Raw genomic sequence first — 24,689 nt, 5'->3', positions numbered from 1 at the left:
AGTCCAAATGGACCTTTACGCAGTTTCAGCCAGCGATATCTTCGATGTTGCCTTCAGCGCCTGAACCAAGGCCCCGAAACGTGCCTGTGCCACCTCGCCCATCAGGCCTGCGCCATATTCGGTCAGGCGCAACTCAAGCACCTTCTTGCGGGGATGCCATTCCAGCGTACCGGCCTCTTCGGCCTGATTGATCGAGAACATCGCCCCAAAGCGCATTGCCTTGCCCAGAACCTCGGCCTCGGCCATCTGCTCTTCGCTCAGCAGGCGGAACAGCGGCTCCATACGGCTGCCGGCGCGGCTGTTCTTGTAGCGATGCAAGAGCGCAAGCCCAAGGAACACCCGCCCCGGATGATCGAGCCCCCCAAGGTTCGCGCGCGTCGCATTGTCGAAACAGGCCTCGGCGCGATAGTCGGGGTGGGTTCGCCATGTGGTGTCGTGAAGAAGGCAGGCAGCCTTGACCAGACGCAGCCGATCGGGCGGCGCATGGCGGAAGATCGGCTGGATGAAGTTGTAGAGGTTCTTGCCAAAACCGGGGATACGCGATTGCGCGGCCTCGGCGGCGCGACAGGCTTCGATCAGCGGATCGCGGGCGCGCAGACGGTCAGGCATCTGCTCGTACAGCATCCCCTCGCGGATACCGTAGGATGAGATGTCGATCTCGGATGGCTTGAAAATATCGACCAGCTCGCGCAGCACCTCGCAGGCAAGGGGCACCAGCTCCATCCGCTCGGCCCCGGTTCCCGTGCGCGCACGCAACATCGTCAGGTCAGAGGCGTTGATCCAGTCGATCGTGTCAATCACATTGGCAGGCGTCATGCGGTATTCGTGCAGCACCGTCAGCGGGTAGTTTCGCCGCTCCATGTCAAGGCGCGCGATCACCCGCCAACTGCCCCCGACAAGGTATATCCGTTCACCCTTGGAATCGAGCTCACCCTGCAACGACCGCAGGACCTTGCGGATATGTTCGCGCCGCTTCTTTGGCCCGCCTTCGATCTGCTGCAGACGGAACGGACCCAAGGGCGAGGTGCCGCGACGCCCCACGCGGCCATTGCCGATCCGCGCCAGTTCCATCGAGTTGCCACCGATGTCGCAGACGATGCCCTTGGCGTCAGGCCAGCCCAGAAGCACGCCCTGCGCAGAGAGCCGTGCCTCTTCATCCCCGTCGATCACATGCACATGCAGGCCAGTCTCACGCAGGATCTCGGCCTGAAACTCCGGGCCATCCTTGGCCTCACGCATCGCGGCGGTGGCCACCACGGTCAACGGATGGATGCCCATGCCCCGCGCCAGAAGCGAGAAGCGCTTGAGCGCGGCAAGCGCACGACGTGCGCCTTCGGGGTTCAACATGCCGGTTTCGGCAAGTCCTTTGCCCAAGCCCGCCATGACCTTTTCGTTGTAAAAGTAGGCCGGACTGCGCGCGGCGCCATCAAATACGACCATCCGGACCGAGTTCGATCCGACGTCCACCACACCCACGCGGCTCAGAGCCCGCGCCGAGGGGTCCTCAAACAGCGGGCGCCCGAACAGGCCCCCGTCATCCGTCATCTCAGAAGTCTCGGTGCGGTCGGCCATGTGAGGTATTCCGTCATGAAGTTGGGCAGAGAGTGTAGCGCGCCCCCTGCCCGGTCAAGTCTTAGTCCGCCCCCCAAACAAACGGGTCCTGTCAGGCGGGCGTTTCGTCGCGCAGCCGCGCAAGGCGCGGCACATCCTTGGCACCTGCCGTTCCCCGGCCCGACAGCGAGGGATTGTCCATGAAGAAGCGGTGGCAGCTGAACAGCGGCCCATCCTGCGCGCCCGAGAGCTGCCGGTCATAGCTGCCATCGGGCCGCAGAACCCAGCTTTGCGTCTCGTCCGCGAGGTTGGCGGCCATGATCTGTCCCATGATCTGATCCTTGACCGTGGGGTTCAGGGCTTCGACCAGCGTCTCGACCCGACGATTCAGGTTGCGCCCCATCCAGTCCGCCGATGACAGAAAGACACGCGCCTGCGCCGAGGGAAGCCGCCCGCCATTGCCAAAACAGACGATGCGGCTGTGTTCAAGGAAACGCCCGACCACAGATTTCACCCGTATATTCTCGGACAGGCCCTTGATGCCGGGACGAATGCCGCAGATTCCGCGCACGACCAGACTGATGCGGACGCCCGCCTGACTGGCGGCATAGAGCTCATCGATCACATCCGGTTCGATCAGGCTGTTGAGCTTGATCCAGATCTCTGCCGGGCGCCCGGCGCGGGCATGTTCAGCCTCGGCGCGGATCATCTCGAGCAGCCGGGGCTTCAGCGTGATTGGCGCGATGGCGATGTTTTCAAGCCCCTGCGGCTGCGCATAGCCGGACAGGAAGTTGAAAACCTTGGTCGCGTCACGCCCAAGGGCCGCATCGCAGGTGAAGAAGCTGAGGTCGGTGTAGATGCGCGCGGTAATCGGGTGATAGTTGCCGGTGCCATAGTGGGTGTAGGTCACCAGGTTCTCGCCTTCACGCCGCACGACGGTGGAGATCTTGGCATGGGTCTTGAGATGCATGAACCCATAGACGACATGCGCCCCGGCCCGTTCCAGACGGCGGCTTTGCCGGATGTTCGCGGCCTCGTCGAAACGGGCCTTCAGCTCGACCAGCGCGGTGACCGACTTGCCCGCCTCGGCCGCCTCGCACAGCGCCGAGACAATCGGGCTGTCCCAGGACGTGCGATACAGCGTCTGCTTGATCGCCAGCACATTGGGGTCGCGCGCCGCCTGTTCCAGAAAGCGGATCACCAGATCGAAGGTTTCATACGGGTGATGCAGAAGGATGTCCTTCTGCTTGATCGCGGCGAACATGTCGCCTTCATTGTCCTGTACGCGTTCCGGCACGCGGGGGGTGAAGGGCGGCCAGAGAAGATCGGGGCGCGACGAGAGAACCAGTTCCTTGAGGTCAGCCACACCCAAAAGGCCGCGCACCTCGACCACCTCATCGGGGCTGACATGCAGCTCTTCCATGATGAGGCTGTGCAGTTCGGGCGGGGCGCCCGCGCTGATCTTCATGCGGATCACCTCGCCCCGGCGCCGGCGTTTGAGGGCGGTTTCAAACGAACGCACAAGGTCTTCGGCCTCATCCTCGACTTCCAGATCGCTGTCACGCAGCACGCGGAAGGCGCAGTGACCGCGATCGACATAGCCGGGGAACAGCATGTCGAGATGCAGCAGCAGCAACTCCTCCAAGGGCAGGAAGCGGTATTCACCCGGCCTGCCCGGCAGGGATACAAAGCGCGCAACCTGCTGCGGGATGGGCAGCAGCGCCTGCAGACGGCGGTTGTCGGTCTCACGCTCAAGCTCCAGCGCCAGACAGAAGCCGGTGTTGGGGATGAAGGGGAACGGGTGTGCCGGGTCAATCGCAAGGGGCGAGAGCACCGGGAACACCTTGTTCAGGAAATGCGCCTCCAGAAGCTTCAGATCGCGCGCCGTCAGCTTGGACCGGGTCAGGATCTCGATCCCCTGCGCCTCCATCTCGCGTTTGAGCTTCTTGTAGGTGATCTGCTGCATCTTCATCAGACGCCGCGCATCGGCATTGATCAGCCCAAGCTGCTCGGCCGGGGTGCAACCATCAACCGAAAGAGTCGGGCTGCCGTTGCGCACCATTGCACGCAGACCCGCCACGCGGACGGTGTAGAATTCATCAAGGTTCGTCGCCGAAATCGACAGAAATCGCAGCCTTTCCAGCAGCGGCACTGCGGGATTGGCCGCCTCCTCCAATACGCGCCAGTTGAAGGCCAGCCAGCTAAGCTCACGGTTGAAGAAGCGCCGCGGCCCTGTGAACTCCCGTTCGGGTAATTCAACAGCTTGGGGAAATGGGGATCTGAGGAAATCTGCCTGTGTCATGGTCCTGGTTCTTGCCGGATCTTGTAACGCCTGCAAGACACTATCAACCTACGGCCAATCGCTGTCCAGCACCTCGGCCGCCAGTTGACGCGAAACTGGAACGCCCCGCGCAAGCGCAAGTGCATCAAGACGGCTGACCAGACTGCGCGCGGCAGCAAGGCTGCGGTCCATCCGCGCGACCAGCCAGGGGATCAGCGCCGGCGGTACCGTGATCTGGCGGTCGGCAAAGAGCTTGACCAGCACCGCGGACAAAAGCCCGTCATCGGGCGCCTCGATCCTCGTGATGGCGGTCGCCTGCATCCGGCTGGCAAGGTCGGGCAGCACCAGCCCCCAGTCCCGCGGCGGCGCGCTGGCGGTCAGAAGCAGCGGCAGGCGGCGCTCGGCCAGCCGGTTGTGCAGATGGAAGAGCGCCGTTTCCAGCCGCAGGTCCCCGGCGACACGGTCGGCATCCTCGACCACCAGCGGCCCACGGCTGCGCGCGTCGATATCGGCCTGCGCAAGCGAACCCGCCACCATTAGCTCGGCACCCGAACCCGAGGCCCATATATGTGCAAGATGGGTTTTGCCTGCGCCCTCGGGCCCGACAAGCATCATCTTGCCCAGGGGCCAGCCCCCCGCATCCAGCGTGGCCAGTGCCAAGGCATTGGCCGGAGAGACGAAATAATCCTCGCGCCGCAGCGAAGCGCGCGCGGGCAGGTCAAAGGCAAGCTGCGCCGTCACGCGTCAGGCGCCTCCGGATCGTCGCTTGCGGCTTGCGTGGCAAGGCCCGTGTAAAGACGGCTCGACTTGTACCGCTCTATCCCGAACCGGGCCAGAACACCAATGGCTGCCGCGACTGGCACAGCAACCAACATGCCGACAAAACCAAAGAGCGTGCCAAAAGCCGACAGGGCAAACAGCAGCCAGACCGGATGCAGACCGACCGAATTGCCCACCAGCCGCGGCGTGATGACGTTGCCTTCAAGGAACTGACCGATGGCAAAGATGCCCGCAACGATGGCGATCGAGACCGGGTCGCCCCAGAACTGAAAGAGTGCAAGACCGATGGCCAGCGCGCCCCCGACAAGGGCGCCCACGTAGGGTATGAAGGTGACGCCCCCCGCAATGGCCCCTACGACCAGCGCATAGTCGAGCCCCGCCAGCATCAGTGCGACCGAATAGAACACGCCCAGAACGATACAGACCGAGATCTGGCCGCGCACAAAGGCGGCCAGCACCCCGTCGATCTCGGACGCGAGGCGCCGGATCACCGGGGCGTGGTCGCGCGGCAAGGCATCATCCACGCGCTTGACCATGTGGTCCCAATCCAGCAGCAGGTAAAAGGCCACGACCGGGACAACCACGATAAAGACCACGGCCGAGATCACACTGATGGCCGAACCGATGACGGTATTGACCAGCTCGCCCCCCCTCGACTGGATCACCATGCCAATGTTTTCAAGCGTCTGGCGCATGGTCGAGGTTTCGTCCTGCAACTCGGGGAAGCGTTGCAGAAGGAAGGCCTGAAGCCTGCGGAAGATCTCTGGCGCGTCGTTGACAAGGCTTGTCAGCTGTTTGACCAGCGTGGGCACGATGGACAGCATGATCAGGATCGCGACCAGAAGCGCGATGATCGATATCGTCCCGGTCGCAGCAGCACGCGAAAGGCCTGCCTTTTCCAGCCGGTCGGCGACCGGGTCCATGAAGTAGGCGATGGCGCCGCCGACGATGAAGGGAAGGATCACGTTCCCAAGCTGCCACAGCGCCAGAAGCAGCACCACACCGGCGACACCCCAGTATTTCATTTGATCCCGCACCGGGAGAGCCATGCCGTGCCCCTTGGTTGCCCAGACCTCACATTGCCCAAAGCCCCGCCCGTTTCAAGGGGCGCCACCATTCGGGAAGCAGCCAACAGCACATTCCGGGGCCAGCGCGCTGATAAAAACTTGACCTGACAGTCGGAAATTTCCCCGCTATCGTCGCCGCATGACGATATGGTCTCGAATTTTCGAAGCGATTTCAGCACTGATCCAGGGGGAAAGCCTGTCTTCGGTGTTCGAACGCCTGCGCAACCCGCCAGAGGCCTGCCCTGAGCGGACGGTCGCCTTTACCATCGCCGTGATCGCACTTGGCGCCAAGATGGCCAAGGCTGATGGCGAAGTGACCCGAAACGAGGTCTCGGCCTTCCGCGAGGTGTTCCATGTGCCACCCGAGGAAGAGGCGAATGCCGCACGCGTCTTCAACCTCGCCCGGCAGGACGTGGCGGGCTATGACGTCTATGCCCAGAAGATCCGCGCCATGTTCAATGATGACAGCAATGTGCTGACCGATGTGCTGGAGGGGCTCTTTCACGTTTCGGTCTCGGACGGGGCCTATCATCCGCGCGAGGACGCCTTTCTGGCAGAGGTTGCGCGCATCTTCGGGATCTCGGACCGGTGCTTCCGCGCGGTTCGGGCGCGCTACGTACCGGATGCGCCGCGCGACCCCTATGACATTCTGGGCCTGCCCCATACCGCCACGATTGAAGAGGCCCGATCAGCCTGGAAGGCCGCTGTCCGCGAAAACCACCCTGACCGGCTGATCGCGCGGGGCGTGCCCGATGAGGCCGTGGAGCTGGCACAGCGCCGCCTGATCGCCGTCAACGCCGCATGGGAAGAGATCGAGGCACGCGAGGCGGCATGACCGGCAATCTGCGCCTTGCCACATGGAACGTCGAATGGTTCAACGCCCTGTTCGACGATCAGGGCCGGGTGCTGGATGACCCGTCTCCCTCCCAACGCCACGGCATCAACCGGTCCGATCAATTGGCCGCCATTGCCATCGTGATGATCGCGATGGACCCTGACGGCATCCTGATCGTCGAGGCGCCAGACAGCAATGGCAAGCGCAGCTCGGTGCGGGCGCTGGAGAACTTTGCCCGCCGGTTCGGCCTCCGCATCAACCAGGCCGTCACGGGCTTTCGGTCGGATACCGAACAAGAGATTACATTCATGTTCGACCCCGACCGAATTGAGGCACGACACGATCCGCGCGGGGCCGTCCGCTTTGACGGGGTGTGGCGCTATGATCTGAACAATGACGGCGTGCCCGAGCCGATCCGCCCGTCGAAGCCTGCGCTTGAGCTAGCGATCAAGGCAAAGGGAAACCACCTGCGTCTGATCGGCGTGCACGTCAAGTCAAAGGCCCCGCACGGCGCAAGGCACGAGGCCGAGGCGGCCCGCATCGCGATCGACAACCGTCGCAAGCAACTGGCCGAATGCCTCTGGTTGCGCGAACGGGTGGACGAGCATCTTGATGCGCAGGACGATCTGATTGTGCTGGGCGATTTCAATGATGGACCCGGCCTCGACGAATTCGAACGGCTGTTCGGTCATTCGGGGGTGGAGGTCGTCATGGGCACCACCCTGCCCGAGCAGCGTCGCCTCTATGACCCCCATGCCGAAATGGCGTGGAAAAGCCGGCTTCAGCCCACCACGGCCCGGTTCTGGAACGTCGAACACGCCCGGTACTTTGAGGCGCTTCTCGACTTCATCATGGTCTCGCCCGGTCTTGCCGCCCAGATGCCCCGCTGGCGGATCTGGCATCCGCTGAACGATCCGAAATGCTGGGATGTGCCCGAGTTGCGCGATGCCTTGCTGACCGCGTCCGACCACTTTCCCGTGACGATTGATCTTCCGCTTTGAGCATCAGGAGGAAGCCCCTATATTCCAGCCATGATGATCGGAAAACAGACCCTTCTCGCCGGTATACTTGCCTCTGCCCTGCTCGCCGCGCCGGCAGTGGCGCAGGATGCGGCCCCAGATCTGCCCGAGGAAGAGACCCCGGGTCTGATGCAGCGCGGCGCCGAGATGTTTCTGCGCGGCCTGATGAACGAAATGGGCCCCTCGCTGCGCGAGATGGAATCGGCACTCAAGGATGTGCAGCCGGAAATTCGCAAGCTTCTGGCGCTGGTAGATGACCTGCGGAATTATCAGTCGCCCGAGCGCCTGCCCAATGGCGACATCCTGATCCGCCGAAAGCCCGACGCGCCGCCCCTTGCCGCTCCCGATGGGTCAACGCCGCCCAAGGAAGGCGAAGTCGACCTTTGACGGTGGCGGATCATTTGGGGCGGATCAATGGGTCCAGGCACCGCGACGATTGGTGGCGAAATTTTCGCCATAGCCCATCGGGCGGATGTTCGGCTTGCGGCTCTGCGGAACCAGAACCTCGAACTCCAGCCCGTTTGCGCGGGCGTAGTCTTCCGCATCCTCACGGGTTTCAAACCGCAGCTTGACCTGGGTCGCAGTATCGGTCGACGAGGTCCAGCCCATCAGCGGATCAACTTCCCGCGCGCTCGACTGCGCAAACTCCAGCACCCAACCCTTGGTCTTTGCGGTGCCCGATTGCATGGCGTTGCGGGCGGGTTGGTAGATGCGGGCGCGCATGTCGAAACTCCTGGCAATGGCACCTTCTTATTGGCGAATTCGCGAAGCGAGGCAAGGGCCGCCTGCGGAATTCGATGTCGCAGGCATGGGGTCTGTCGGCCGACCGGGGGTGTGGGGTGGGGTGTGGGTGGCCGGCCGACAGCACGTTGCTTGCCCAAATAGACTGGCACTGCCCCCGCGCCAAATCAACTCAAAGTTGCGCCGCCCGTATCGAATTTTCTGAAAAATTGATTCGATTTCCTCAACCCTTCCGCAAGCACCTGCCCGACGGTCAGATGGAGACCGAAAATCGGCCCTTGAACGTGAACAAAAACAGATCATCTTGGAGTCGATTGCGGAGACCTGCCATGCCCCACAACAACATCAACGCCCTTACCGAACGGCCCAACGTGCTGACGCGCCCAAAGCTTGAAGGTGGTCGGCGATTCGTCATGCAGTCGCCCTTCCAGCCAGCGGGCGATCAACCCACAGCCATTGCCGAGCTGGCCGGGGGTATCCAGTCGGGCGAGCGTGATCAGGTGCTTCTGGGCGCCACCGGCACCGGCAAGACCTTTACCATGGCCAAGATCATCGAGGAGACGCAGCGCCCCGCGATCATCCTTGCCCCCAACAAGACCCTGGCTGCGCAATTGTATGGCGAATTCAAGGGCTTCTTTCCCGAAAACGCCGTCGAATACTTTGTGTCCTACTATGACTACTACCAGCCCGAGGCCTATGTCGCGCGCTCGGACACCTATATCGAGAAGGAAAGCCAGATCAACGAACAGATCGACCGGATGCGCCACTCGGCGACCCGGGCACTGCTGGAGCGGGACGATGTGATCATCGTCGCCTCGGTCAGCTGCATCTACGGCATCGGCTCGGTCGAAACCTATTCGGCAATGACGCAGGATCTGGTCGTGGGACAGATGTATGACCAGCGACAGGTGATCTCGGAACTGGTGGCGCAGCAGTACCGCCGCAACGATCAGGGCTTCGCCCGCGGCGCGTTCCGGGTGCGGGGCGATAGCCTGGAGGTCTGGCCCGCCCACCTTGAGGACCGGGCCTGGCGCTTTTCCTTCTTCGGGCCCGAACTGGAAAGCATTGTCGAGTTCGACCCCTTGACCGGGGCCAGAACCGATGTCTTCAAGCAGATCCGCATCTATGCCAACAGCCACTACGTGACCCCGCGTCCGACGATGCAGCAGGCGATCAAGGGCATCAAGCTGGAGCTGAAGCAGCGGCTAGAGCAGTTGATCGCCGAAGGCAAACTGCTTGAGGCGCAGCGGCTGGAGCAGCGCACCAACTTTGATCTGGAGATGCTGGAGGCCACGGGCGTCTGCAACGGGATCGAGAACTATTCGCGCTATCTGACCGGGCGCGCGCCGGGCGAGCCGCCCCCTACCCTTTTCGAGTTCATCCCCGACAATGCGATTGTCTTTGCTGACGAATCCCACGTCAGCGTGCCCCAGATCGGCGGCATGTACCGGGGCGACTATCGGCGCAAGTTCACGCTGGCCGAACATGGGTTCCGCTTGCCAAGCTGCATGGACAACCGCCCGCTCAAGTTCGAGGAATGGGATGCGATGCGCCCGCAGTCGATCTTCGTCTCGGCAACCCCTGCGGCATGGGAGATGGAGCAGGCCGGTGGCGTCTTCGCCGAGCAGGTGATCCGGCCGACGGGGCTTCTGGACCCGGTGGTTGAAATCAGACCCGTCGAGATGCAGGTCGATGATCTGCTGGACGAGATCCGCCGCGTGGCCGCGCAAGGCCTGCGGATTCTGGTCACCACGCTGACAAAGCGCATGGCCGAGGACCTGACGGAGTACTTCCACGAACAGGGCATCCGCATCCGCTATATGCACTCGGACATCGACACGATCGAGCGGATCGAAATTCTGCGCGACCTGCGGCTTGGTGCCTTTGACGTGCTCGTTGGCATCAACCTGCTGCGCGAGGGGCTCGATATTCCGGAATGTGGCTTGGTGGCCATTCTGGATGCCGACAAGGAGGGCTTCCTGCGCTCTGAGACTTCGCTGATCCAGACCATCGGCCGCGCCGCGCGCAACGCCGAGGGGCGCGTCATCATGTATGCCGACCGCATCACCGGCAGCATGGAGCGCGCGCTGGCCGAGACCAACCGGCGGCGCGAAAAGCAGATGGCCTATAACCTTGCCCACGGCATTACACCGCAGACGGTCAAGAAGAACGTCGAGGACGTGCTGGCGGGTCTGTGGCAGGGCGACACGGACATGTCGCGTGTTACCGCACAGGTCGAAAAGCCGATGTTCGGCGCAAACCTTGCCGCGCATCTCGATGCGCTGCGCACCCAGATGCGCAAGGCCGCCGAGAACCTGGAGTTCGAGGAGGCCGCACGCCTGCGCGACGAGGTGAAGCGGCTTGAGGCGGTGGAACTGGCCGTGTCGGACGACCCGCTGGCCCGGCAAAGCGCGATCGACGAGGCGGTTGAAGTGGCCGTCAAGTCCTCGGGCCGCTCGACTGCGGGGCGGGCAGGCCAGCGCGGCGGCAACAAGCGACGCAAGCGGTGACGCCTCAGGCTGCCTTGGCCTCTGCCGCAAGACGCAACACCAGCCTGCCGTCCTGAAAGCCCCCTCGGACAAGGTGGCCGGGCTGGTCGACCTCTGGATAGGTCGCGGCCCAGTCTCGATAGCGATCATTCGTGACGATGCGCGCACCAAGCGCGCGGGCCGTCTGCAGGATGACCGGATCGGCCGGACTGCCCTTCTGCACGACCAGCACCTGATCCTCTGGCAGGCCCAGCAGGCGGGCCAGAGGGCGGTCGTCCAGATACCGTCCTTGAAGCTTGTAGCCCGCGTTGGCATCGAAGACGACGCCCGGCCGATACCCCTGCGCGTCAAGGACGCGCACCACCTCACGCAGGACATCGAGCCGGGCGACCTGATCTTTCCAGTGCATGACGTTCGACCCATCGACCACGATGGGACGCCCCCTCCTGCGACGCTTCGGTCTTGGCGTGCGGGGAGGCTGGGCACGCCCCGCGCCGCGCAGAACGATGATGCCGCTTGCGACGGCGAGTATCGCCGCAAGAAAGGCGATGTCGCGCCAGATGCCGTCGGGCAAGACCAGCCCCGGCAGGATCGCCAGCAGCGATAGAACAAGGATCACTCGTAGAAACACCATCGCCAAACCCGGTCGTCAGAGATTGAACACCGCCTGCACCTCGTACATCACCGGCTCGAAGCTGCGCGACAGGGCGGCGATGCGACGGTTCCTCTCACGCATTTCGGCACTCCGCAGCATGGCCTGATAATCTTCGCGCCGCACCCATTGCGAGTAGTTGCAGATCCGTGTCTGTGCATCATTCATATGAAGGCCGGCACCCAGAAACCCTGGCTGATGCCGGATGAAATCGCGATAGGCATCCTGCAAGGCATCCATAAGGTCATGCGCTGTTCCGGGGCTGACCTCAAAGGTGGTGATCACGGTCTGACCTTGAAAGTCGGTGCTGATCTCTGGCATTCTGGTCTCCTCCCTTTTGGGACAGGATAACAGATCTCAAAGGGAAAACATGCGCTTCATCGACCCCGATCATCCTTTCTTCAGCCGCGCATGGGTGCGCTGGACAACCGCTGTCGCGCCCCTCGCATGGGCGGGGTTTGAGCTTGCGACGGGAAACCCCGGTTGGGCAATCCTGTTCGGGGCGGCCGGTGCGCTGGCCTTCTGGCAGTTGATCATCGTAGGCCCTTCGGACAAGTAACCCGCGCGCGCATTTCGCCGCTGTCGCCTTGCACGGATGAGGGGACGACGTCACATCCCGTCAGCCACGGGACGATTTCGATCATCGTGGCACGGATTTCCTGATGTTCCCCGGACGAGGCCCAGCCCATCCGGATCACCTCCACCCGGTCATCCTTGCGGTAAAGCACATAGTCGCGGCCATTCACGGTGGTTTCGTGTCGCGCGCCACCAAACATCAGGGGCGCAGGCTGGGCACCACAGGCCCCAAGCAGTGCAAGAAGAATCAGTTGGCATATGCGGATCATGGGCCAAAGCTTCGCGCCCAGACCTTAACCAGCCGTTAATCGCGCCGAGCCCAAGCGGGTGCCATCATGCCAAAAGAAGCGCCCGCCGGTTGGACCGGCGGGCGCAATATCGTCACGGTCGCAGGCGCGCAGATTACATCCGCGCGGCAACCGCTTCCCAGTTCACCAGCTTGTCCAGGAAGTTGGTCAGGTAGGCCGGGCGCTTGTTGCGGAAGTCAATGTAGTAGGAATGCTCCCATACGTCGCAGCCCAGAAGTGCGGTCTGCCCAAAGCACAGCGGGTTCACGCCGTTCTCGGTCTTGGTGACCTTCAGCGCGCCGTCCTTGTCCTTGACCAGCCATGCCCAACCCGAGCCGAACTGGCCTGCACCGGCAGCGGCGAAGTCTTCCTTGAATTTGGCGACCGAACCAAAAGCCTCGACCAACGCCTTTTCGAGCGTGCCGGGGATCTTCTTGTCTTCGCCCGGGCCCATCACTTCCCAGAACAGGTTGTGGTTCCAGTGCTGCGAGGCGTTGTTGAATATACCATTCTGGGCGACGGCGCCCGCCTGGTAGGTACCCTTGACGATATCCTCCAGCGATTTCGATTCCCACTCGGTCCCGGCGATCAACTTGTTGCCGTTGTCGACATAGGCCTTGTGGTGAAGGTCGTGGTGGTACTCCAGCGTTTCCTTCGACATGCCAAGCGATGCAAGCGCATCATGGGCATAGGGAAGATCGGGAAGCGTAAAGGCCATGGGTTCTCTCCTGTTCGGGGCGGTCCTTTGGCACCCAATAAGAGGGTGGCAGCCGCCAAGGTCAAGGGTCAGACGGGAAAATGCCGCGCCGGGCGGGTCGAACGACTGCAGGCCTCGCTTGCCCGCAAGACACTTGCTTGTTACGTTCCGGGGCCAGAACAACCGGGGCTCAGCGCCCGGTTGGGTGCGATACGACAACATCCCAGATTCAGGATACCTCATGCGACTGACAATTGCTGCCCCTCTCCTTCTGTCAGTAGCCCTGCTGGTGGCCGGATGCTCTCGTCCGCCGGATCTGGTTGGCATCGACAACCCTGAACACCCGGCCGAATCGCTGCCTGATGTCAGTCGGCATAGACTGTTCATCATCACCACGCGTGAGGCGTCCGAGGTTGTTGGCGCCCTGTTCTCGGCCGAGCGCGCGCCAGAGCTCGGCCTTGCGTCGGTCGATGTGACGATCCCCCCCAATCACGAGGTCGGCAAGGTTGAGCGCCCTCGGCGCCTGCCGCCCGACCCGCGCACGGAATTCGCGGTCGTCGACCCCGCGATCTATAAAGGCGAAAGCGCTTTTCTGTCAGAGCTGAATAAAGAACTGATGAAGCGCAAGGCCGGCGACCGGCGGATCCTGCTGTTCATCCACGGCTACAACACGACGACCAGTGACGCGATCCTGCACCTGTCGCAGTTTGTCGAGGATACCGGCTTTACCGGCGTGCCGGTCCTTTTCACATGGGCATCGGCGGCAAAGACCCCGCGCTACGTCTATGACCTGAACAGCGCGCTCGTTGCGCGCGAAAAGCTGGGCGAGATGGCGAACATACTTGCCGCATCGCGCGCCGAACAGGTCGATATCCTCGCCCATTCGATGGGCACTTTCCTGACGATGGAGGGGCTGGTCGAGGCGCAACAGCGCGGCACGCTGGGAACGCGCGGCATGATCAATACGGTCATGCTGGCCTCGCCTGACATCGATATCGACCTTTTCCGCACGCAGATCGCCCAGTTGCCACGGCCTGTGCTGAACCGCATGTTCTTGCTGGTATCCAAGGATGACAAGGCACTGCGTGTCTCACGTCTGATTGCTGGTGGCGTGCCGCGTGTCGGCGCCACAGACGCGGCAGAGCTTGAGAAACTGGGCCTGACCGTGATCGACCTGTCCGAAATCGAGGACTCGTCCAGCGGCAGCCACTCCAAGTTCACCGGATCGCCCGAGGTCGTGCAGCTGATCGGCGCGGGGCTCAATAATGTGGGGGCGTTTAGTGAACGATCACCGCAACTGCGCGAGTTGATTGTGGGCGTTCCGATCCGCATTCTGGGCAACTGACGCGGGCGTGGGAGGGTATATGTCGACGGCACATCCGATCAGGATGACGACACTATCCGACCTGCCCGCCCTTGAGACGCTTTATGCGTCGGCGTTTCCGGACGAAGACCTGATGCCCCTCGTCCGGCGCCTTTTGACCGAGGTGCCGGACATTGTTTCTCTGGTCGCGGAATCAGCCGTAGAAGGGCCAACTGCCCATATCGCGATCACCCCCTGCCTGACCGAAGGGCCGCACCATGCCGCACTTCTGGGGCCACTCTGCGTAGCGCCGGCCCACCAACGGCAAGGCCGTGGCGCCGCGCTGATCCGCGCAGGAATCGAGCGGCTGGACGCGGAGCGCGTGAAGTGCCTGCTGGTTCTGGGCGATCCCGCCTACTATGGCCGCCTTGGCTTTCAGCCCGAAACGCGCGTTGCCCCACCTTTTCCGCTGCCCGAGGAGTGGCGCGGCGCGTGGCAGTCGCTTCCAATCGGCACCCCCGCCGAGCCGGCTGCAGGCACCTTGCGCCCGCCGCCGCCGTGGATGTCAGCCGCCCTCTGGGCCCCGTGACCAGCTAGCGCACTTCAAGCACGACCGCGCCCGAGACCGGGTCCGTCACGCCCAGCCCATTGCCGAGGTCTTCCAGCGTATGGCGAAAGCTGTCGAGCGTGGCGATCATTTTTGGCCTGGCCTCCGCCAGCGCCTCCATGCTCTCCCATTCGGCAATGATGCAGTGGCGCCCGTCACCGGTCTTGATGATGTTGGCGTGGCGCAAACCCTGCCAATCTGCGCCAAGGCCCCGGTGGGCATCCAGAAAGGCGCCCTCCATACCCGGCTTGATCCTGAATCGCACGACATTGAACGCTGTCATGGCAGCCTCCCCCAGTTCGGTGACAATTGATATTGATGGGCTACAGGCGCGGCACCCGACTCTGGCACCAAGCGGCGATCAGAAAGCGCCGGGCACCTGCATCATACAGCAGGACGCCCGGCGACAGAAGCGCGATCACAGATGGGGATCAGTCTGTGGTCGCGTCCGTTTCAAGTGGCCGCTTGCGACCATCAACCATGGATCTGGCCAGGTTCTCATCGTGCCGCATGCTCGCCAGTGTCACCCCGGCCAGATGCGCGGCAACCAGAACGAGGATCAGAGACGCCAGCGTCTCGTGGATCTCTTCCATGACCGAAGAGCCCCAGAAGGTATCCGTTGTCTGCAGCCACCCCGTCATGGCGGTGCCTGCAACGGTCAGTAGCAGTGCGACAACCATCGCGCCACCAGCGGGATTGTGGCCCAGATAGCGCGGCTCGCGCCCCGCGACCATGGCACGCAGATAACCCAGCACGGTCGATGGGCCACGTACAAAGTCGGAAAATCGGGCGTGACGCGGGCCGACAAAACCCCAGACGACACGCAGCGCCAGCATCCCGGCAATGATGTAGCCTGCGGTCTGATGCAGGGTCTTCGGGCCATCCTCGGTCAGCCATGCAACCGCGATCAGCGCCGCCTGCGACCAGTGAAAGATCCGCACAAGTGGGTCCCATACCCGGACCGTGCGATCAGGGACGGAGTCGCCTCCGTCCCGTCCGGTGATCAGCCGATCAGTCATCCGATCCGACCACGGCAAAGGTCTTGGGATCAATGAAGACCTCGACCTTCTCACCCTTTTCGTTCTTGCCGTAGACCTCGTAGCAGCCATCCTCTTTCTTGACGTTGCTGATGGTCCAGCCCTTTGCGGTCAGCTCTGCCTCCAGCTCGGCCTGAGGGCGCCATTCGGCCTCGGGCACAGAGCAGAGATCAGATGCCATCGCCGAAAATGCAGTGGTAGAAAGTGCAACCGAAAGGATCAGGGTCTTGCGCAGCATGTGTCATCTCCATTCTTGCTGTGACGCAGCACTGATCGCGTGCCAACCTTTCACCAGGCTTACAGTTGAAGGGTGTTTTGTGGCCTTCGCGCGCAAGACAGCCAGCCCAAAGGCAGACCCAAGATCTTGGGGCGAGGCTTTCCATACCTGTCTAAAAGGACATGTCTAAAAAGACATCTACCGGAATCACCCACACAATGGCTAGTTGTCCTTACGCAAGCGCCGGTGGCGGTTAAAGTTGAAGAAGCAAAGTCGATCGGTGGGCTCGTTGCTTCGGTGTGTTGGTGAAACACTGGTGTCTTGCGTGTGTGTTGAACGGTAATTTTGTACAGTACGAGTTCGGCGGTCCAGCTATTGGCCGCAAAGTTCTGGTAAGAGTGATTTGCCATGAGAGGCAGTGGGGCTGGCGAAACGCCACCCCACCGCTCTTTCCATTTCCAGACAATTGATTGGTCCGGAACGCAAGGCTGTGTCAGCAGTCCGCTTTATCATACCGAAATGGCTAGGGCGAAAACGACGCCCGTCGGCCAACGTCTTATACAGCGATCTATTGGGAGATTGGCGCACCCAGCACGATTCGAACGTGCGACCTTTGCCTTCGGAGGGCAACGCTCTATCCAGCTGAGCTATGGGTGCGTCGTGCGGTCTTGTTAGACGATGCGCCTTGAGCCTGCAACCTGAAATCAGGCAAAAAGCTCGTGACAAAGTTCCAGCGCCTCGACCAGTTTGTCGACCTCGGCCTCGGTGTTGTAGAGGCCAAAAGACGCACGGCAAGTCGCGGTGACGCCCAGATGCTCCATCAGCGGCATCGCGCAATGGGTGCCGGCACGCACGGCGATTCCCTTTTTGTCGAGCACCGTCGAAATGTCATGGGCATGGGCAGGCCCTTGCAGGGTGAATGAGAAGATCGCGCCCTTCCCCGCAGAATTGCCCTGCACGTTCAGCCAGTTGAGACCTGAAAGCCGCGTCCGTGCATAGTCGCGCAGCACCCGTTCATGGGCGGCGACGTTCTGCATACCGAGGTTCATCAGATAGTCCAGCGCGACGCCCATGCCGATCTGCTGTACGATGCCGGGGGTTCCGGCCTCAAACTTCATCGGCGGGTCGGCATAGGTCACGACATCGCGCGACACCTCGCGGATCATGTCGCCGCCGCCGAGGAAGGGGCGCATCTCTGCCATCCGCTCGTGCCGGATATAGATCGCCCCCGATCCCGACGGGCCATAAAGCTTGTGACCGGTGATCGCGTAGAAGTCGCACCCGATTGCCTGCACATCGACCGGCATATGCACAGCACCCTGCGAGCCGTCAACGAGCACCGGAACCCCGCGTTCGCGTGCCGCTCGACAGATCGAGGCCACATCAACCACAGTGCCGGTCACATTCGACATCTGGGTGATTGCCACTAGTTTCGTCCGTGGCCCGATCGCGTCAATCACCGCCTGCGGATCGAGATCGCCATTTGCATCGCATTCGACCCATTTCAGGACAACGCCCTGCCGTTCGCGCAGGAAATGCCAAGGGACGATGTTGGCGTGATGCTCGAGAATCGAGAGCACAATCTCATCCCCCGCCTGCAGGCGCGGTGCGGCCCAGGCGTAGGAGATCAGGTTGATGCCTTCGGTCGTGCCGGTGGTGAAGACGATCTCGTCTTCACTTGGCGCATTCAGAAAGCGGGCGACAATGCCGCGCACGGCCTCATATTTCTCGGTGGCGAGGTTTGAGAGGTAATGAAGCCCACGATGCACATTGGCGTATTCCATCGAATAGGCCTGCGTCATCGCGTCAATAACCACCTGCGGCTTCTGGGCCGAGGCGCCGTTGTCCAGATAGACGAGCGGCTTCCCGTTCACCTCGCGCCCGAGAATGGGGAAATCGGCCCGCACCTTCGCCACGTCGAACATCAGAAATCTCCTGTCTCGGACAGGCGCAATGCCGTCAGCCATTGCACCAGAAAACCAAGGAAGGTCACTGCCCCGGTCAAGCGCAGCTGCGTTCCCGGCCCGATCATCCCGGCCACAAGGCCCGTCAGCAAAACCAGCGGCGTGATCGTCACCAGCGCCCAGAAGAGCGCCATCCGTGCACCGTACCAGTCGCCCTTGCCGCCCAACAGGCGGGACACAAGACGTGACAGCGAGGCCAGCCCATAGAAGAACGGAATTGTCGCGAGCAACCCCAACCCGATCGCGAACATCTGCGCCGAAATCGGCGCCTCGGGCATCTCATACGCCTTTCGCGCCGCCATCGGATATTGGGCGATCAGCGCGATCAGCAGAAAGACGAAGAGCAGGCTGAAGGCAAATGCCTCGGATCGGCCCCGCGCAAGGTGCCGTCTGAACACCGCGCGGGGTCTTTTCCAGCTTTCAACGATATCCGAGGTGACGGCCATTACCGATCGTGCCGGGCAAGCCAGCCCTCAAGCCGCGCGCGGATGTCCTCGGCGATCGCCTCGTCCTCAATCTCGCTTATCGCTTCGGCCAGGAAGGCGAGAACAAGCAGCGACTGCGCCTGACGCAGCGGCACGCCACGCGAACGCAGGTAATAGAGCGCGGTCTCGTCAATCGCACCCGAGGTCGAGCCGTGAGAGCATTTCACGTCGTCTGCATAGATCTCCAACTCGGGCTTCGCCAGAAACTGCGAATCCTCATCCAGCAGAAGGCTTTGGCTGATCTGGTAGCCGTCTGTCTTTTGCGCGCCGGGCTTGACGAGGATCTTGCCCTGGAACACGCCGACCGCGCCATTCTTCAGCACTTTCTTGAAGACCTGACGGCTTTCACACCGCTCTGCCGCATGGGTCACAAAGACCGTGTCATCGTGATGGAAGTTGCCATCGCCGACTGCCGCCCCTGCCACATGTGCCACAGCATCGTCGCCAGTCAGTTCGAGCACTGCCTCGTTGCGGGTCAAGACGCCATTGGCGGTCAGCGTAAAGCTTTTGAACAGCGACTTGGCGCCAAGTCGGGCAAAGATATGCGTCGCGGCACGGCGTTCATGATCGCGGCCTTGCGCGCGAATATGGTGGAAGCGCGCGCCATCGGCGACGTCAACCTCCAGCACCTTGTTGAAGCGCGCGGCACCGGGGCCGTTCTCAAGAAGGGTGAGCTCCGCGCCCTCTTCCAGCTTCACAACATGATGAAGGATCGCATCGGAATGTTCTGATTTATGTAGATAAATCAGGTTGATCGGCTTGTCGGCCTTTCCGGTCACGCGGATCAGAACGCCCTCGGTTGCCGCAGCGGTGTTCAGCGCGGCGAGCGGCCGGGCGACCGGGGTCTGCCCGCGCGCCTCCAGCACACCATAAAGGCCCTGCGCCCAGTGGATGTCGGCGGTGCTGGCGCTCAAAAGCTCAACGCCCGCGGTTGTCGGATCATCGGACTGCGTCGGGTCGAAAACACCATCGACAAAGACGAGCCGCACCCGGTCGATGCCGTTGAAAAGCGGCGCCTCATCGCCTGCGTCAAAAAGCGCGGCCGTAACCGGCGCCGCCACGGTCAGCGACGTGGGGTCAGTGTAGCGCCAGTATTCATCTCGCTTGACCGGCAGACCCATCGCCCGCAGACGCGTCGCCGCGTCCTTGCGTGCAGCCGCAGACCAACCGGCATGGGCCACGTCCAGCGCCGCAAGCCGGGCCTCGGCCGCGTCGAGTTTTGCCTGCAGAACCGCCATCACAGCACCTCGGCCAGAATACCGGCGTAACCGTTATGCTCCACCTCAAGCGCCAGTTCAGGCCCACCGGTCTTCACGATGCGGCCATCCGCCATAATGTGCACGACATCAGGTTTAATGTGATCCAGAAGCCGTTGATAATGCGTGATAACCAGGAAAGCCCGACCTTCGTCGCGCAGGGCGTTCACGCCATCGGCCACCAGTTTCATCGCATCGACATCCAGCCCCGAGTCGGTCTCGTCGAGGATGCACATCTTCGGTTCCAGCATGGCCATCTGCAGGATCTCGTTGCGCTTCTTCTCACCGCCCGAGAAGCCCACGTTGACAGGACGCTTCATCATTTCCGCGTCGATCTTCAACTGCTTGGCCTTTTCGCGGACGACCTTCAGGAATTCGCCCGCCGACATTTCTTCCTCGCCACGCGCCTTGCGTTGAGCGTTCACCGCCGTACGCAGGAAAGTCATGTTGCCAACACCCGGAATCTCGACCGGATATTGAAACGCAAGGAAGAGCCCCGCTGCGGCCCGCTCTTCCGGCTCCATATCCAGCAGCTCCTCGCCGTCGAGCGTCGCCGATCCGTCGGTCACCTCATATCCATCGCGGCCGGACAGAACGTAGCTCAGCGTGGACTTGCCCGACCCGTTCGGCCCCATGATCGCATGCACCTTGCCGGCCTCGACCGTCAGGTCCACACCTTTCAGGATCACCTTGTCATCTTCTTCAAGTTTGACGTGCAGGTTCTTGATTTCCAGCATTTTTCTTTCCTTCATACCCTTTGCCCGCATAGGGCATGAATCTCAGCCGACCGAGCCTTCAAGGCTGATCGCGACAAGGCTTTGTGCCTCCATGGCGAACTCCATCGGCAGGGCTTGCAGCACTTCCTTGCAGAAGCCATTCACCACCAGCGCCACGGCCTCTTCCTCGTCCATCCCGCGCGAGCGGCAATAGAAGAGCTGATCGTCATCGACCTTGGAGGTTGTGGCCTCATGCTCCACCCGGCTCGAGTTGTTCTTGACCTCGATGTAGGGCACCGTATGCGCCCCGCATTTGTCGCCAATCAGCAAGCTGTCGCATTGGGTGTAGTTGCGGCTGTTCGTGGCCTTGGGGTGCATGGTCACAAGGCCGCGGTAGGTATTCTGCGCCCGCCCTGCGCTGATCCCCTTGGAGACGATGCGCGACTTGGTGTTCTTGCCCAGATGGATCATCTTGGTGCCGGTATCGGCCTGCTGGGCGTTGTTCGCGATGGCGATCGAATAGAACTCGCCCTGCGAATCGTCGCCACGCAGAATGCACGACGGGTACTTCCACGTGATCGCCGAGCCGGTTTCCACCTGCGTCCACATCACCTTGGACCGCGCGCCACGGCAATCGGCGCGCTTGGTCACAAAGTTGTAGATGCCGCCCTTGCCTTCCTCGTCGCCCGGATACCAGTTCTGGACGGTCGAGTACTTCACCTCGGCGTCTTCCAGAATGACGATTTCCACCACGGCCGCGTGCAGTTGGTGGGTGTCGCGCTTGGGCGCGGTGCAGCCTTCCAGATAGCTGACGTAAGAGCCCTTCTCGGCCACGATCAGCGTGCGTTCAAACTGCCCGGTATTCTCGGCATTGATGCGGAAATAGGTCGACAGCTCCATCGGGCAGCGCACGCCCTCGGGGATGTAGACGAAAGAGCCATCCGAGAAGACGGCGCTGTTAAGCGTGGCGAAGAAGTTGTCCGACTGCGGCACGACAGAGCCCAGGTATTTCTTCACAAGCTCCGGATACTCGCGGATCGCCTCAGAGATTGCGCAGAAGATCACGCCCGCCTTCTTGAGCTCTTCCTTGAAGGTCGTGCCGACTGAAACGCTGTCAAAGACCGCGTCCACCGCCACCTTGCGCGGCTCATCCGCACCTTCAACTCCGGCCAGAAGCATCTGTTCTTTCAGAGGAATCCCAAGCTTTTCATAGGTCGCCAGAAGCTTCGGATCGACCTCATCCAGCGACTTTGGTTTGGCGCCCATACTCTTGGGCTTGGCGTAGTAATACTGGTCCTGATAGTCGATTTCAGGATAGTTCAGCATCGCCCAGCGAGGCTCTTCCATCGTCAGCCAGCGGCGGTATGCGGCGAGCCGCCACTCAAGCATCCATTCCGGCTCGCCGTTCTTGTCAGAGATCAGGCGAACGATATCCTCGTTCAGCCCTTTGGGCGCGTATTCAGTCTCGATCTCGGTTTCCCAGCCGTGCTTGTACTTGCCGGCCATGGCCTGCACGGTTTCGATGGTCTCGCGGTCAACGCCCTCGCGTACCTCGATCTGGTCTTCGACATCCAGTTCAACCACGTTTCCCATCCTTCCTCATGCCCGTGCGCGGGCCCTTCTCAACTGTGCGGTCCAGGCGTCGGCAAAGCGCAGCACCTGCTCTTCGGTCGTCTCGGGCCCGAGCGAGATCCGCAGCGCAGATGCGGCTGCACCCTCATCAAAGCCCATGGCGCGCAAAACCCGGCTTGCCCGCACCTTGCCTGACGAACAGGCCGAGCCCGCAGAGACCGCGAACCCCGCCAGATCCATCTGCATCACCTGCGTCTCCCCCTTCCATCCTGGGGTCACAAGGCAAATGGTGTTGGGTAGCCGCGCGCCACCTTTCCCGACAGAAATAGTCTCGTTTGCTTCGGCTGACAATGCTGACTCTAGAATATTTCTAATTCCAGATACCCGTTCCCAGACGCCATCGGCGAGGTCGCGCGCGGCAGCCTCTGCGGCGGCGGCGAAGCCCGCGATGCCGATCAGGTTTTCGGTCCCCGCGCGGCGGCCCATCTCTTGCCCGCCGCCCTTCAATTGCGCCGCGACATCAAGGCCCCGCCGCAGGATCAGCGCGCCCGCGCCCTTTGGCCCGCCCAGCTTGTGCGCCGAGACAAGCCCCATGTCGCAGCCCATCCAGTTGAAGGCCAGGGGCAGCTTGCCAAAAGCCTGCGTCAGGTCCGAAACCGCCAGCCCTTCGGGCAGGGTCTGCACGATCCCGGTTTCCGAGTTCGCCAGTTGCAGTGCCGATTGCGCGGGCTCTACGACCTCCACCTGCCCCGCCGCATCGACGCCAAGATCCGGAACGCACCACGCGCTGACTGCCTCATGTTCGATGTCGGCGCAATGCAGGGTGCGACCCGCGCAGGCCAGCGCGGCGGCTTCGGTCGCGCCCGAGGTGAACACGATATCCGCCCCATCCGCGCCAAGCGCCGCCGCGATCTGACCGCGCGCCTTTTCCATTAATGACTTGGCCGCGCGCCCCTCGGCATGAACCGAGGACGGATTGCCCACGACATCCATCGCCGCAATCATCGCCGCCCGCGCCTCTGCCCGCAGGGGCGTGGTCGCGTTCCAGTCGAGATAGACGCGCGGGGCCATCAGATCTCTTTCAACGTATCGATGTCAAAGTTCGGCCCAGGCAGCAACTCGATACCAGACTTGGACATCTGCACCTGCACACCAGCGGATTGAAGCTTCGACTTGAGCGCATCGACTGGGCCAAAGTCCTTTGTCTTCATCGCCTCCTCACGCAGCGCTGCAAGCCGGTCAGCGAATGTGCCAAGCGACGCAACTGTAGCACGACGCGCATTCACCTTTGCCTCAAGCTTATCCAGACCGAGGATACCCAGAAAATCCAGACCAACAGCCATATCTGTCACGAGATCGGATTGGCCCGCCATCCGGTCGATGATGACCAACGCTGCGTGCGTGTTCAGGTTGTCTGCCAAGGCCTCGACAATCGCTTCGTCGGGTCGCCGCAGGCGCGCCGCCGCGAAGTCGCAGTACAGATCAGCCAAGGCGACATAGTCCCTTATCTTCACCTCAGCGGTCACTCTTTTTTCCGCAGTCCAGTCCATCGGCTTTGAGTAATGCGTCATCATGTAGACAAACCGGATCACCTCGCCCGGCACGCCCTGATCCAGCAGGTCGCGGACCGTAAAGAAGTTGCCCAGGCTCTTGGACATCTTCTTGCCCTCGACCTGAAGCATCTCGTTGTGCATCCAGATATTGGCAAAGCGGCCAGATTCATTGGCGCAGCAGCTTTGGGCGATCTCGTTTTCATGGTGCGGGAACTGCAGGTCGATGCCGCCGCCGTGGATGTCGAAGATCTCTCCCAAAAGGGATTTCGACATGGCCGAGCATTCGATGTGCCAGCCGGGCCGCCCACGACCCCAGGGGCTGTCCCAGCCCGGCAGATCGTCGGTCGAAGGTTTCCACAGCACGAAATCCATCGGGTCGCGCTTGTAGGGCGCAACCTCAACCCGCGCGCCTGCGATCATGTCATCGACCGACCGGCCCGAAAGCGCACCGTAGGCCGGAAAGCTGCGCACATCGAACAGCACATGACCCTCGGCGGCATAGGCGTGGCCACGGGCGATCAGCGCCTCGATCATGGCGATCATCTGCGGGATGTATTCGGTCGCGCGCGGCTCGCAGTTCATATTCGGATTGGGGCCTGACTGCGGGCGCAGGGCGCCAAGGGCGTCCATGTCGGCGTGATACCAGCCGATGGTTTCATCGGTACGCTGCCGGATCATTTCTTCCAGCGTTCCGGGCTCTCCAGCATCTTTTCGCGCCAAGGCGGCGGCGTTGATCTTGTCGTCAACGTCGGTGAAGTTGCGCACATAGGTCACATGCTTCTCGCCATAGACATGGCGCAGCAGGCGGAACAGCGTGTCGAACACCACCACAGGGCGCGCGTTGCCGATATGGGCGCGGTCATAGACAGTCGGGCCGCAGACATACATGCGAACGTTGCCGGGCGTTACGGGCCGCAGCTCTTCCAGCTGGCGTGATTTTGTATTGTGCAGGCGGATTGTCGTCATCGGCGCGGGTCTCCAACTTCCCCGTGCGCAGGGCAATA

The 24,689-nt window shown here is 62.1% G+C and carries 26 protein-coding genes and 1 tRNA gene; 7 read left to right on the top strand and 20 right to left on the bottom strand.

Features of this window, described 5'->3' with window-relative positions; genetic code table 11:
• Positions 1-15 precede the first annotated feature (15 nt).
• The 4 genes from FQU74_RS05585 to FQU74_RS05570 form a co-directional block, all read right to left on the bottom strand.
• Positions 16-1,572: a Ppx/GppA family phosphatase gene (locus FQU74_RS05585; RefSeq protein ID WP_146285428.1), complete on the bottom strand. Its 1,557-nt coding sequence runs from the start codon at positions 1,570-1,572 to the stop codon at positions 16-18.
• Between the two features lie 91 nt (positions 1,573-1,663).
• On the bottom strand, positions 1,664-3,853 hold the full coding sequence (locus tag FQU74_RS05580) for an RNA degradosome polyphosphate kinase (RefSeq protein ID WP_146285427.1): 2,190 nt from the start codon (positions 3,851-3,853) through the stop codon (positions 1,664-1,666).
• 48 nt (positions 3,854-3,901) lie between these two features.
• The gene (locus FQU74_RS05575) at positions 3,902-4,573 is read right to left on the bottom strand and encodes a P-loop NTPase family protein (RefSeq protein WP_146285426.1); all 672 of its coding nucleotides are present in this window, start codon (positions 4,571-4,573) and stop codon (positions 3,902-3,904) included.
• Positions 4,570-5,661 (bottom strand): AI-2E family transporter, encoded by a 1,092-nt coding sequence (locus FQU74_RS05570; protein ID WP_146285425.1) that lies wholly within the window; start codon positions 5,659-5,661, stop codon positions 4,570-4,572. The genes FQU74_RS05575 and FQU74_RS05570 overlap by 4 nt, the downstream gene beginning before the upstream one ends.
• A gap of 157 nt (positions 5,662-5,818) precedes the next feature.
• Between FQU74_RS05570 and FQU74_RS05565 the strand changes: the two genes are divergently transcribed.
• From FQU74_RS05565 to FQU74_RS05555, 3 genes are read left to right on the top strand one after another with little or no spacing between them, the layout of a single operon-like run.
• Positions 5,819-6,514, top strand: a complete 696-nt coding sequence (locus tag FQU74_RS05565) for a molecular chaperone DjiA (protein ID WP_146285424.1) — start codon at positions 5,819-5,821, stop codon at positions 6,512-6,514.
• The gene (locus FQU74_RS05560; RefSeq protein ID WP_146285423.1) at positions 6,511-7,515 is read left to right on the top strand and encodes an endonuclease/exonuclease/phosphatase family protein; all 1,005 of its coding nucleotides are present in this window, start codon (positions 6,511-6,513) and stop codon (positions 7,513-7,515) included. The genes FQU74_RS05565 and FQU74_RS05560 overlap by 4 nt, the downstream gene beginning before the upstream one ends.
• Before the next feature lie 30 nt (positions 7,516-7,545).
• Positions 7,546-7,920, top strand: a complete 375-nt coding sequence (locus FQU74_RS05555) for an AAA+ family ATPase (protein WP_146285422.1) — start codon at positions 7,546-7,548, stop codon at positions 7,918-7,920.
• Between the two features lie 24 nt (positions 7,921-7,944).
• Here the strand turns inward: FQU74_RS05555 and FQU74_RS05550 are convergent, their stop codons facing one another.
• Positions 7,945-8,256, bottom strand: coding sequence for an ETC complex I subunit (locus FQU74_RS05550; RefSeq protein WP_146285421.1), 312 nt, complete (start codon positions 8,254-8,256; stop codon positions 7,945-7,947).
• 347 nt (positions 8,257-8,603) lie between these two features.
• Between FQU74_RS05550 and uvrB the strand changes: the two genes are divergently transcribed.
• Positions 8,604-10,784, top strand: coding sequence for an excinuclease ABC subunit UvrB (gene uvrB, locus FQU74_RS05545; protein ID WP_146285420.1), 2,181 nt, complete (start codon positions 8,604-8,606; stop codon positions 10,782-10,784).
• 4 nt (positions 10,785-10,788) lie between these two features.
• Here uvrB and FQU74_RS05540 read toward each other — a convergent pair whose 3' ends face one another.
• Positions 10,789-11,397 (bottom strand): NYN domain-containing protein, encoded by a 609-nt coding sequence (locus FQU74_RS05540; RefSeq protein ID WP_146285419.1) that lies wholly within the window; start codon positions 11,395-11,397, stop codon positions 10,789-10,791.
• Positions 11,398-11,412: 15 nt separating this feature from the next.
• Positions 11,413-11,736 carry an antibiotic biosynthesis monooxygenase family protein gene (locus FQU74_RS05535; RefSeq protein WP_146285418.1) on the bottom strand — a complete coding sequence of 108 codons (324 nt, stop codon included), beginning with the start codon at positions 11,734-11,736 and terminating at the stop codon, positions 11,413-11,415.
• Positions 11,737-11,785: 49 nt separating this feature from the next.
• On the opposite strand from FQU74_RS05535, the gene FQU74_RS05530 reads away from it, so the two are divergent.
• Complete coding sequence (locus FQU74_RS05530; RefSeq protein WP_146285417.1) at positions 11,786-11,974, top strand: hypothetical protein; 189 nt, start codon at positions 11,786-11,788, stop codon at positions 11,972-11,974.
• Here FQU74_RS05530 and FQU74_RS05525 read toward each other — a convergent pair.
• A complete protein-coding gene (locus FQU74_RS05525; protein ID WP_146285416.1) occupies positions 11,949-12,260 on the bottom strand; it encodes a hypothetical protein in 312 nt (103 codons plus the stop codon). The two genes, FQU74_RS05530 and FQU74_RS05525, sit on opposite strands and share 26 nt — an antisense overlap.
• A 133-nt stretch (positions 12,261-12,393) precedes the next feature.
• The gene (locus tag FQU74_RS05520; RefSeq protein WP_146285415.1) at positions 12,394-12,996 is read right to left on the bottom strand and encodes a superoxide dismutase; all 603 of its coding nucleotides are present in this window, start codon (positions 12,994-12,996) and stop codon (positions 12,394-12,396) included.
• 220 nt (positions 12,997-13,216) lie between these two features.
• On the opposite strand from FQU74_RS05520, the gene FQU74_RS05515 reads away from it, so the two are divergent.
• Positions 13,217-14,320, top strand: a complete 1,104-nt coding sequence (locus FQU74_RS05515) for an alpha/beta hydrolase (RefSeq protein WP_146285414.1) — start codon at positions 13,217-13,219, stop codon at positions 14,318-14,320.
• A gap of 43 nt (positions 14,321-14,363) precedes the next feature.
• Positions 14,364-14,867 (top strand): GNAT family N-acetyltransferase, encoded by a 504-nt coding sequence (locus tag FQU74_RS05510; RefSeq protein ID WP_206664998.1) that lies wholly within the window; start codon positions 14,364-14,366, stop codon positions 14,865-14,867.
• 4 nt (positions 14,868-14,871) lie between these two features.
• On the opposite strand, the gene FQU74_RS05505 is transcribed toward FQU74_RS05510, so the two are convergent.
• The 11 genes from FQU74_RS05505 to cysS form a co-directional block, all read right to left on the bottom strand.
• Complete coding sequence (locus FQU74_RS05505; RefSeq protein WP_146285412.1) at positions 14,872-15,168, bottom strand: DUF718 domain-containing protein; 297 nt, start codon at positions 15,166-15,168, stop codon at positions 14,872-14,874.
• Between the two features lie 148 nt (positions 15,169-15,316).
• Positions 15,317-15,904 carry a cytochrome b/b6 domain-containing protein gene (locus FQU74_RS05500; protein WP_146285411.1) on the bottom strand — a complete coding sequence of 196 codons (588 nt, stop codon included), beginning with the start codon at positions 15,902-15,904 and terminating at the stop codon, positions 15,317-15,319.
• Positions 15,897-16,160, bottom strand: a complete 264-nt coding sequence (locus FQU74_RS05495) for a PepSY domain-containing protein (RefSeq protein ID WP_146285410.1) — start codon at positions 16,158-16,160, stop codon at positions 15,897-15,899. Before FQU74_RS05495 ends, FQU74_RS05500 begins: the two co-directional genes overlap by 8 nt.
• Positions 16,161-16,719: 559 nt before the next feature.
• A tRNA-Arg gene (locus tag FQU74_RS05490) sits at positions 16,720-16,796 on the bottom strand.
• Between the two features lie 47 nt (positions 16,797-16,843).
• Positions 16,844-18,064, bottom strand: coding sequence for a cysteine desulfurase (locus tag FQU74_RS05485; RefSeq protein ID WP_146285409.1), 1,221 nt, complete (start codon positions 18,062-18,064; stop codon positions 16,844-16,846).
• Positions 18,064-18,549, bottom strand: coding sequence for a YIP1 family protein (locus tag FQU74_RS05480; RefSeq protein ID WP_146285408.1), 486 nt, complete (start codon positions 18,547-18,549; stop codon positions 18,064-18,066). The genes FQU74_RS05485 and FQU74_RS05480 overlap by 1 nt, the downstream gene beginning before the upstream one ends.
• Positions 18,549-19,826 carry a Fe-S cluster assembly protein SufD gene (sufD, locus tag FQU74_RS05475; RefSeq protein ID WP_146285407.1) on the bottom strand — a complete coding sequence of 426 codons (1,278 nt, stop codon included), beginning with the start codon at positions 19,824-19,826 and terminating at the stop codon, positions 18,549-18,551. Before sufD ends, FQU74_RS05480 begins: the two co-directional genes overlap by 1 nt.
• Entirely contained in the window at positions 19,826-20,581 is a 756-nt protein-coding gene (gene sufC, locus FQU74_RS05470) for a Fe-S cluster assembly ATPase SufC (protein WP_146285406.1), read from the bottom strand. The genes sufD and sufC overlap by 1 nt, the downstream gene beginning before the upstream one ends.
• Positions 20,582-20,623: 42 nt before the next feature.
• Positions 20,624-22,153 (bottom strand): Fe-S cluster assembly protein SufB, encoded by a 1,530-nt coding sequence (gene sufB / locus FQU74_RS05465; RefSeq protein WP_146285405.1) that lies wholly within the window; start codon positions 22,151-22,153, stop codon positions 20,624-20,626.
• A gap of 6 nt (positions 22,154-22,159) precedes the next feature.
• A complete protein-coding gene (locus tag FQU74_RS05460; protein ID WP_146285404.1) occupies positions 22,160-23,203 on the bottom strand; it encodes a cysteine desulfurase family protein in 1,044 nt (347 codons plus the stop codon).
• Positions 23,203-24,651, bottom strand: coding sequence for a cysteine--tRNA ligase (cysS, locus tag FQU74_RS05455; protein WP_146285403.1), 1,449 nt, complete (start codon positions 24,649-24,651; stop codon positions 23,203-23,205). The genes FQU74_RS05460 and cysS overlap by 1 nt, the downstream gene beginning before the upstream one ends.
• Positions 24,652-24,689 lie beyond the last annotated feature (38 nt).

Origin of the sequence: Gemmobacter aquaticus, from assembly GCF_007859075.1 — a bacterium.
Taxonomy (GTDB): domain Bacteria; phylum Pseudomonadota; class Alphaproteobacteria; order Rhodobacterales; family Rhodobacteraceae; genus Gemmobacter; species Gemmobacter aquaticus.
This window is presented reverse-complemented; position numbering and strand designations above follow the sequence as displayed.